The organism is Vibrio sp. 1249-1 (assembly GCF_033340495.1).
The window spans coordinates 1-690 of the sequence record NZ_JAWOWJ010000569.1; the positions used below are offsets into that span (position 1 = coordinate 1).

1 protein-coding gene is annotated in these 690 nt (G+C 34.6%); it reads left to right on the plus strand.

The annotated features are described in order from the left end of the window. The first annotated feature begins 470 nt into the window (after positions 1 to 470). A complete protein-coding gene (locus tag R7Z50_RS27660) occupies positions 471 to 653 on the plus strand; it encodes a hypothetical protein (RefSeq protein WP_071651861.1) in 183 nt (60 codons plus the stop codon). Positions 654 to 690: the final 37 nt, after the last annotated feature.

Sequence of the window (690 nt, forward strand, 5' to 3'; positions counted from 1 at the left end):
TGTTATTCAATTTGTCCTTAAAAAATAAGTAATATAAATATTATTAAATTCCATCTTGTAAATCCTATTGATATTCATCAACTAAGAATTAATCAAAAAGATAGTTCACTGCTTCCAGTCATTTTCAATCTAATTTCAATATAAAAAATAAAACAGTGTTGAATTCATTTTTGATCTTTCCAACTCCCTATACATACTTAATCCATAAGCATAAAGGTAAATGCTTATATTTTAGGTAAGTAGAAAAGTCTTTCCTACCGTTTTATTGATAACTGAGTTGGTCCTCACCACGCCAAAGGCAGAGCTTGTTCCAGCACGGTTGGGCACACAATGGGTGACACCATTTACTGCGGTATGTGTGAGCGGTATTAAGGTAGTGAGACATGTTTTTGTTTGAGCACTTAGCACGCCAAATACACAAACTTTGGGTAACAGGCGTAATAAAGTCTTAAACATAGAGGGTGATCGTTATGAAATTATTAGCCGGAATACTATTAATATGTTCAGCTACAATTCCATTTACTATTCAAGCAAATGGCGCTTCAGGAGGAAGAACATTAGCACCTGAAGTGAAATGCGAATTACCAAATGGTAATGTCCACATGCTGCCACCGTTATATTGCAAAATGTATGACGGCAGAGAAGTAAAATAGAAAAAGGAGCCATTAGGCTCCTTTTTGATTATTCACT

Coding starts and splice junctions, on each gene's coding strand:
- R7Z50_RS27660 (WP_071651861.1), top strand. CDS start 471: ATGAAATTATTAGCCGGAATACTATTAATATGTTCAGCTACAATTCCA.